Genomic DNA, 8,735 nt, shown 5'->3' with positions numbered 1-8,735 from the left:
ACGCATAAAGTCATAGGTTTTATTAAGTTATTTCTTTCATTTACAAATTTAATAATTCTCTTGGCTTTATGCTATTTTGCTAGCACATTACAAACATAGGAACTAAATTGCCAGCTGATGTATAAAAGCGAATGTTCACAAATTGCTGTACGCTTACAGCCGAACGCAAGAAAAGCTTAAAGCCTATTTAAAATTGAGATACTCTGATTTAGAAGTTAACTATTGCTTGAAAGTCAAGATATAAGTAACACAGAATATTATAAAACACACATATCCTCACCTGCTTCTTCTTATTTATTAAGGATAAGCAGGTGGGGATATGTACATAAAAGAAGCATAATGCCACACGCCTGGGCACAAACAAATTCCGTCAACGGACAATATCGGTCGGATAAACAGACGGCATGTCTATCTTTCTCCAAATCTCATGAGACCATACATCGTCTCCTTTTTCTGCCGACTTGAACCGTACAAACATCAAGGTACCGTTTTCAGCCATTTCGTAATGCATCACATTGTCTTTACCGTCCAACTGAGGAAGATGGATGTTTTTCTTCACATGCTCGGTAAAAGTAGAATCATTGTTTTGGGTATATGTACCCGAACCAATAATAATCGCTCCCGTTGGCATCATAACTACATTGGTAAATTCACCACTTTCACCCAAAATTTTCAACGAATTACTTGGTTTCAAATCTCCCGGCAAGGCAGGCAATGAAGAACTGTAAAAACACATTTGCCATACACCGGTCAAAGAAGCCGAAGTATTCTCATTAAACAAATTTTGTGCAAACGTATTCACCACACCCATAAATGAGCACAATACTGCGATAATTAAAGAACGTGCTTTCATGATGTAAAATTTTAAAGTTAAACGAATAAGTGATGTACAAATATATAGAACTTTTCCGTAAAACCTTACTTTCGGACAGATAATTTAAAGGAGAAGAATGTTAAAGATATTAAAACAAGACAAGCTCGGAAAAGTCAAAAAGTTAAGCCAACAGTCCGGATGATTCATTATCAACCAGACTGTTGGCTTCTAAGAAACGGAGCGATAATGTCGTCTTCTTCACTCCTCCAGCTTAATTTCTTTAATTCTTCAGCTTAAAACTCTGCGTTATGCGGTGTACGTGGGAAAGGTATCACATCGCGAATATTCGCCATACCAGTCACAAATAACAGCAAACGCTCAAAACCAAGTCCGAAACCAGAATGAGGACAACTTCCATACTTGCGGGTATCCAAATACCACCACATATCTTTCATCGGGATATTTAACTCCTGAATACGGGTCAGCAACTTATCATAATCGGCTTCACGCTCTGAACCACCGATGATTTCGCCAATCTTCGGGAATAAGACATCCATCGCACGGACAGTCTTGCCATCATCGTTCTGCTTCATGTAGAACGCCTTGATTTCTTTCGGGTAATCAGTCAATATTACCGGACGCTTGAAATGCTCTTCCACAAGGTAGCGTTCGTGTTCCGAAGCCAAGTCTACGCCCCAATATACCGGGAACTCAAACTTATGTCCGTTGGCTACAGCTTCTTCCAATATCTTGATACCTTCTGTATAAGGCAAGCGGACGAAATCTTCTTTCAGCACACCCTGCAAGCGTTCAATCAGTTCCTTGTCGAAATGGTCGTTCAGGAACTTCACATCATCATAGCAATTATCAAGTGCCCATTGCACACAATACTTGATGAACTCTTCCGCCAAATCCATGTTGTCGTTAATGTCATTAAACGCTACCTCGGGTTCAATCATCCAGAATTCAGCCAAATGACGCGGTGTATTTGAATTTTCGGCACGGAACGTAGGACCAAACGTATAAATCGCCCCCAATGCCGTAGCAGCAAGTTCGCCTTCCAATTGACCGGATACGGTCAGACTTGCCTGCTTACCGAAGAAATCATCATCGTAAATGATGGAGCCATTTTCATCTTTCTTCAAGTCATAAAGGTTCAAGGTAGTGACCTGAAACATCTGACCAGCCCCTTCACAATCGGAAGCCGTAATCAGCGGTGTATGAAAATAAAAGAAACCACGGTCGTGGAAAAACTTATGAATGGCAATTGCCATATTATGGCGCAAACGGAATACAGCCCCAAACGTGTTGGTACGCGGACGCAAGTGTGCAATCTCCCGAAGGAATTCCATTGAATGCCCTTTTTTCTGCAACGGATAAGTATTGTCGCAAGTACCCAAAATCTCGATTTCACGTGCCTGCACCTCAGCAGCCTGCCCTGCACCGACCGATTCGACCAATACACCATTAACGCTTACACAGGCACCTGTAGTGATTTGTTTCAGCACTTCTTCATTGAAGTTGACAATGTCTACAACAACCTGTACATTATTTATAGTAGAACCGTCATTCAATGCAATAAAGCTGACTTGTTTGCTACCGCGGCGGGTACGTACCCAACCTTTCACATTGACCATCGTGCCAAAATCGCGACACTTCAGCAGGTCAACAATCTTTGTTCTACGAATCTTTTCCATTTTTCTGTCTGTTAGTTATTAAATCAAAACACAGAGACACTGCCTCAAAAACTCATCCCAAATCACCGCACGATAAATTCAAAACAGTTTCTGAGCATACCCCTTATGAAAACGTAAGATAACTCTCTGTTGTGCCTCTGTATTCATCGGTTGTCACTTTCTGCTTATTCAAACGACCCCATACGGAGCATGTTCACTTCGCGTTCTGTCAGATAACGCCAGTCACCCCGACGCAAGCCTTTCTTGGTCAGACCTGCAAAATATACACGGTCCAACTTGATAACACGATAGCCCAACGATTCGAAAATGCGGCGTACGATACGGTTCTTGCCCGAATGAATTTCGATACCTACCTGCGATTTGTCCGTATCAGAAGCATAACTTATCGCATCGGCATGTATTTCTCCATCATCCAATGTAATACCTGACACAATCTGATCCAGATCGGCTTTCGTCACATTCTTGTCCAGGTATACATGATAGATTTTTTTCTTCAAAAATTTCGGATGAGTCAATTTCGATGCCAGATCACCGTCGTTTGTCAACAACAGCACACCTGTCGTATTACGGTCCAGACGCCCTACCGGATAAATCCGCTCCTTGCAAGCACCTTTCACTATATCAAGCACAGTCTTACGTTCTTGTGGGTCGTCCGAAGTTGTCACACAGTCTTTCGGTTTATTCAGTAATACATACACCTTACGCTCTATACTGACCGGCTGGTCGTGGAATTTCACCTCATCACTGCGTTTGATTTTTGTTCCTAACTCGGTGACCACCTGTCCATTTACCGAAACCACACCAGCTGTGATAAACTCGTCAGCCTCCCGACGCGAGCAAATGCCTGCATTTGCCAAAAACTTATTCAAACGGATTGGTTCATTGGGATCTGTCAATATATCCTTGTACTCAATCTGTTTTTTCATGCTATATTTCGCATTGGGATTATAATCGGCAGTACGCGGACGGCCACCTTGCCGGTTATAACCTCCAGCATTGTTATTGAAACGCGGACGTTGCGGACGATAACCACCTTCTTCACCCTGCTGCTGTCCACCGTTGTAACGCGGACGGTATGGACGCTGTTCACCATCATTGTTGTCCTTATTATATCGAGGAGAATAAAAAGAACGCTGCGGACGATAGCCACCCTCTCCTTGCTGCCCACCATTATAACGCGGACGATATGGGCGCTGCTCACCGTTGTCGTCTCGGTTATAACGGGGCGTATAAGAAGAACGTTGCGGACGGTAACCGCCATCTTCATTCTGCTGCCCACCCTCATAGCGCGGACGATACGGGCGTTGCGGACGACCTTCTGTATTAGGATTAAAACGGGGACGGTGTCCGTACGCACTTCCTCCCTCACTCCGATTATACTTGCCAGCCCCTTCTCTGTTGTACGATTTGTAACCATCACGGCCAGACGGGGTGTTTCCCCCTTCTTGTCTGTTTTCTTTCTCTGCCATATTCTTTTTGCTTTTTATAAATTAATGATTATACCCTTCCCGGGCGTTATTTCTTTAGTTAACGAATTGACAAGGTACCAGAAAACCAGGTTTCATTTCTTGCAACCAAAAACTTTGTCAACTGGTACCTCGTGTCTAGTCAACGTTTTTTACATTCCTGTATAATTGTGAGGGGTAATCGCACGCAGTTCCTGCTTCACCCTTTCACTCACATTCAATGTTTCAATAAAATTTTTAATAGAAGCCTCGTTGATAACCTGATTGGTACGTGTCAGGTCTTTCAACGCTTCGTAAGGATGAGGATACCCTTCCCGGCGCAGAATCGTCTGAATGGCTTCTGCCACCACGCTCCAGCAATTGTCCAGGTCTTCATATATCTTGTGTTCGTTCAGCAACAGCTTGCCCAAACCTTTCAAAGAACTCTGGATAGCGATAATCGTATGTCCGAACGGAACGCCGATGTTGCGCAATACCGTAGAGTCGGTCAGGTCGCGTTGCAGACGCGACACCGGCAATTTAGCCGACAAGTGCGCAAGCACTGCATTCGCCATGCCCAGATTTCCTTCCGCATTCTCGAAATCAATCGGGTTCACCTTGTGAGGCATCGCACTCGAACCGACTTCGCCCGCCTTGATTTTCTGCTTGAAATATTCCATCGAAATGTATTGCCAAAAGTCACGGTTCATGTCGATCATGATTGTATTGATACGCTTCATTGCATCAAAGATAGCACCCAAGTTATCGTAATTCGAAATCTGTGTAGTATACTCTTCCCGTTCCAAGCCCAACTTTTCTGCTACAAAACGATTACCGAATGCCTTCCAGTCTATTTCGGGATAAGCCACATGGTGCGCATTATAATTTCCGGTAGCGCCACCAAATTTTGCTGTAACCGGACAAGCTTTCAACATTGCCAGCTGACGCTTCAAGCGATAAGCAAACACCTCGATTTCCTTGCCCAGACGGGTAGGAGAAGCAGGCTGCCCGTGAGTTTTTGCCAACATCGGAATATCCTTCCACTCTTCGGCATACACTTCCAACTGCTCTATCAGTTTTTGGATTTGTGGATAATACACCTCATCCAGTGCATCCTTAACAGACAAAGGCACTGAAGTATTATTGATATCCTGCGAAGTCAGTCCGAAATGAATGAATTCTTTATACGGCTCCAGCCCTCCCAAGCGGTCGAACTGCTCCTTGATAAAATATTCCACAGCCTTCACGTCATGGTTCGTCACGCTTTCAATTTCCTTGATACGACCTGCATCCGCTTCCGAAAAGTTACGGTAAATGTCGCGCAGCGAATCAAAACGTGCCGCATCCAAGCCTTCCAGCTGAGGCAAAGGCAATTCACACAACGTAATAAAATACTCTATTTCTACGCGCACACGATATTTCATCAGTGCATACTCGGAAAAATAAGCAGCCAAAGCACCTGTCTTATTTCTATACCGCCCGTCTATTGGAGAGATGGCGGTGAGCAAATCCAGTTCCATCATAATGCTACTAGTAGTTTTTGATTCGAAATAATGATCATTAATGGCGCAAAGGTACGATTTTTTCCTGAGTTAACAGGACTAATACTGAAAAGTTTAGCAATTATTTATTATGAGCACCAACCCGACGTGCCACACGGACAATCTTATCACAAAAACACACGATACATGCAAAACAGTTCCTGATTTTTACAAGAAAAAGAACATCCTATTAAAGAAACCATTAACTTTGCAGCATCAAATGAACCACAAAAAACATAAACTATCATGGAATTACCCAAAGACCCGATGATGCTTTTCAGTTTCATCAACACCAAATTGCGTGACTTTTACCCTTCACTTGACGCTCTTTGCAAAGATATGAACGTAAACGAAGAGGTCATTGTAAACACCTTAAAAGCTGCAGGATTCGAATATAACCGCGAACTGAACAAGTTTTGGTAAACAAATACCGGCCGGCAAGTTTACGACAAGCAGCTTACGGCATCCGGTTTCAAAACTTTCCGTTTTTACGCTTCGTCAGATACTACTATCATCCTCATCACTGAAACGAAAATGACTCAAGAACTCATCCCGAATCAGCACACGATAAAATCAACACATAGCTGACTTGCTTGTAAGATTATTAATCTTCATGCCGGAAGATTATTAATCTTCACGCTGTAAGATTAATAATCTTACAAGCGATGCAGTTATATTGCGGAGAAAACAAAGCTTGCTTGTGATGCCGAATGTGCAAGCCTTCGTAATTGAAAAAGCGGATTTGCAATCCATTCGCAGGAGCTTTTAGGAAATATTGTGCCGAGAAAACCAAACGAATCAATAAGATTCTCCACGGAAATCCGTATTTTTGCAAAAAGCCGACCGCTAAATGTTTTTTTGATTATGAGATACCTTAACCCCAAAGCAGACCTTACCTTCAAGAAAGTGTTCGGAGAACATCCCGACTTGATTATCAGTTTTCTGAACGCGCTGCTGCCATTCGAGAAACCCGAAGAAGAGATTACACAGGTGGAGTACCTGAACCCCGAAATGGTTCCGCAAACGCCTTTCCACAAAGACAGCATCGTGGACGTGCGATGCAAGGACCAAAGCGGAAGGCAGTTCATCGTGGAGATGCAGATGATGTGGACTTCGGCATACAAGCAGCGCGTGCTGTTCAACGCGTCGAAAGCATACGTCAGCCAGCTGGACAAAGGGAACGACTACGAACTGCTGCAACCTGTCTACTCGCTGAACCTCGTGAACGACACCTTCTCGGACAGCAAAGGGTATTACCACGACTTCCGGATTGTGGAAGAAAGCGAGACCCAGGAAGTCATCGAAGGGCTGCGGTTCATCTTCATCGAACTCCCCAAGTTCACGCCGGACAACTACCAAGGGAAGAAGATGCAGGTGCTTTGGCTCCGCTACCTGACCGAAATCAACGAAAAGACACACGAGGCACCGGAAGAGCTGATGGAGAATCCTGAAATCAAGAAAGCCGTAACCCAACTGGAAGAATCCGCCTTCAGCAAAGAGCAACTGCTCGGATACGACCACTTCTGGGATGTGGTCAGCACAGCAAAAATGCAAATCAGCAGCTCACGGCGCGAAGGACGGGAAGAAGGATTGGAAGAAGGAGAAAAGATTGGAATCGAAAAGGGAGAAAAGAAAAAAGCGAAGGAAATGGCTCGTCTGATGAAAGCCGACAATGAACCTATGGGCAAAATCATCAGATATACCAATTTGTCCGAAGAAGAAATCAACAGCCTGTAATCCACATTTTGCGTAAGGGCAGGGGCAAGCAACGGATTTTCTGTATTTCTCAGCCAAGCAAAAAGGGAATTTGGATAGCCGTGAGCAGATCAAAGCCCAACGAGAAGTAGACAACGTGGCGGAGGGGCATTATGACCACCAGCAAAAACAAGGATTCTCAATAAGAAGATAGAATATATTGAGATTTTTGAGAAAAACATAGAAGCTGTTTTGAATTTCTCCAAAAAGTTTTTCTTGGCTTGATGTATCCGTTTTCGTGTGTGCTTTGGGCGATTTTTTGGTCCTTTTCGCTCCTGTTCTTCGTCAGATAGCCCGCTATCTTCCTCATCACAGAAGCGGAAATGCCTCAAAAACTCATCCCAAATCATCGCACGATAAATTCAAAACAGCTTCTAAAATCAATGAGAAGATGCGTTATGTTTGAGTGCGCTATCCTCTCATTGTTTAAGAATTACATTGATTTGCAATCAGGCCGAATGAAAGTGATATTCATACAAGTATGATTGTCAATCGTTGCATTATACCTTATTATATATAAGGTGAATCAATGACAATTTTAGAACCGTCAGTTTTATTGGTTAGCATAATCAAATTGGAGTTATCTACACATAGTGCATAGAATCTTCCCACTGATTTTGTCCAAAAATATCCCCAATATAAAAATACAGATGTAGCGAACAGACGTATTGAGAACAAACTTTTTGTTTTGATGTGAGTTATGGCATATTCTTTTTTGAGAAAGGCTTTTTCTCCTACAATTAGTTTGATTCGTATACTATCATTGTCTTCGTGTATGCTTACTGGCATTTTCAATATAGGCAGTACAATGCATAATGCCGCAATTATTGTAACAATTTTTATTGCAGTATTTCCTTCCATGAACGCATAATAAACCGCATAACCAACGATTGTTGATATGATAATCGAGTATATGATCAGCGTTCTAGAAGGTGATAATTTTCTAGTAGTATTCATTATATGCTGATTTTGCGATATTTTGTCTTTAACCATTTCTTTTCCGTTTTATTTTTGCACAAAAGCACCTTGCTTTTTCCATTAAAGAACTGTATGTTTCAAACCTCATTTTAAAAATACCAATTTCAATGCTATGTTTAATTATCACAATACAAATATAGACCATTAAATCCATTCGCAGGAGCTTTTAGAAAATATTCTCAAAAATTCTATAAAAGAGAGAGGAAGTGCATGGGAAATGCATGGGAAATGTTTCTAATGAACAAATTTTGTCCAAATGAATGGGGAAATGTAATTTGTAACCATTATCTTTGCAAACGTCACATCCCTAAAATACATCGACTTATGAACAGCAGAGAACTCAGCGACAGATACGTCAACCCCTACACCGACTTCGGATTCAAGAAACTGTTTGGTACCGAAATCAACAAGGACCTGCTCATCAGCTTCATCAACAGCCTCCTGCACGGAAAGGAAGTGGTGAAAGACCTGACCTACCTCAATACGGAGCATTTAGGCACCGGCG

General features: G+C 42.6%; 8 protein-coding genes and 1 pseudogene. 4 read left to right on the top strand and 5 right to left on the bottom strand.

Annotation, left to right across the window (positions count from 1 at the left end):
* Positions 1-370 precede the first annotated feature (370 nt).
* The 4 genes from B5F71_RS17780 to purB all read right to left on the bottom strand — a co-directional run bounded on the left by B5F71_RS17780 (position 371) and on the right by purB (position 5,476).
* Positions 371-853, bottom strand: a complete 483-nt coding sequence (locus B5F71_RS17780) for a DUF4488 domain-containing protein (RefSeq protein ID WP_022038926.1) — start codon at positions 851-853, stop codon at positions 371-373.
* A 254-nt stretch (positions 854-1,107) separates the two neighbouring features.
* Positions 1,108-2,511, bottom strand: coding sequence for an asparagine--tRNA ligase (gene asnS, locus B5F71_RS17775; RefSeq protein ID WP_087213001.1), 1,404 nt, complete (start codon positions 2,509-2,511; stop codon positions 1,108-1,110).
* Between the two features lie 164 nt (positions 2,512-2,675).
* Positions 2,676-3,980: a pseudouridine synthase gene (locus tag B5F71_RS17770; protein ID WP_087212998.1), complete on the bottom strand. Its 1,305-nt coding sequence runs from the start codon at positions 3,978-3,980 to the stop codon at positions 2,676-2,678.
* Positions 3,981-4,129: 149 nt separating this feature from the next.
* On the bottom strand, positions 4,130-5,476 hold the full coding sequence (gene purB / locus B5F71_RS17765) for an adenylosuccinate lyase (protein ID WP_087213004.1): 1,347 nt from the start codon (positions 5,474-5,476) through the stop codon (positions 4,130-4,132).
* 267 nt (positions 5,477-5,743) lie between these two features.
* On the opposite strand from purB, the gene B5F71_RS17760 reads away from it, so the two are divergent.
* The 3 genes and pseudogenes from B5F71_RS17760 to B5F71_RS21090 form a co-directional block, all read left to right on the top strand.
* Entirely contained in the window at positions 5,744-5,920 is a 177-nt protein-coding gene (locus B5F71_RS17760) for a DUF4250 domain-containing protein (RefSeq protein ID WP_022038922.1), read from the top strand.
* 441 nt (positions 5,921-6,361) lie between these two features.
* Complete coding sequence (locus tag B5F71_RS17755) at positions 6,362-7,234, top strand: Rpn family recombination-promoting nuclease/putative transposase (RefSeq protein ID WP_087212995.1); 873 nt, start codon at positions 6,362-6,364, stop codon at positions 7,232-7,234.
* A gap of 28 nt (positions 7,235-7,262) precedes the next feature.
* Positions 7,263-7,406 (top strand): annotated as a pseudogene (locus B5F71_RS21090) (mobilization protein); the annotation flags it as partial.
* 356 nt (positions 7,407-7,762) lie between these two features.
* On the opposite strand, the gene B5F71_RS17750 reads toward B5F71_RS21090, so the two are convergent.
* Positions 7,763-8,245, bottom strand: coding sequence for a hypothetical protein (locus B5F71_RS17750; RefSeq protein ID WP_087212992.1), 483 nt, complete (start codon positions 8,243-8,245; stop codon positions 7,763-7,765).
* A gap of 309 nt (positions 8,246-8,554) precedes the next feature.
* Here B5F71_RS17750 and B5F71_RS17745 point away from each other — a divergent pair.
* On the top strand, positions 8,555-8,735 hold a 181-nt coding region (locus B5F71_RS17745), incomplete at its 3' end, for a PD-(D/E)XK nuclease family transposase (protein WP_206423860.1).

Origin of the sequence: Bacteroides sp. An269 (assembly GCF_002159755.1) — a bacterium.
GTDB lineage: Bacteria > Bacteroidota > Bacteroidia > Bacteroidales > Bacteroidaceae > Phocaeicola > Phocaeicola intestinalis.
The sequence above is the reverse complement of the archived record's forward strand: the minus strand, read 5'-3'. Positions and strand labels throughout refer to the sequence as shown.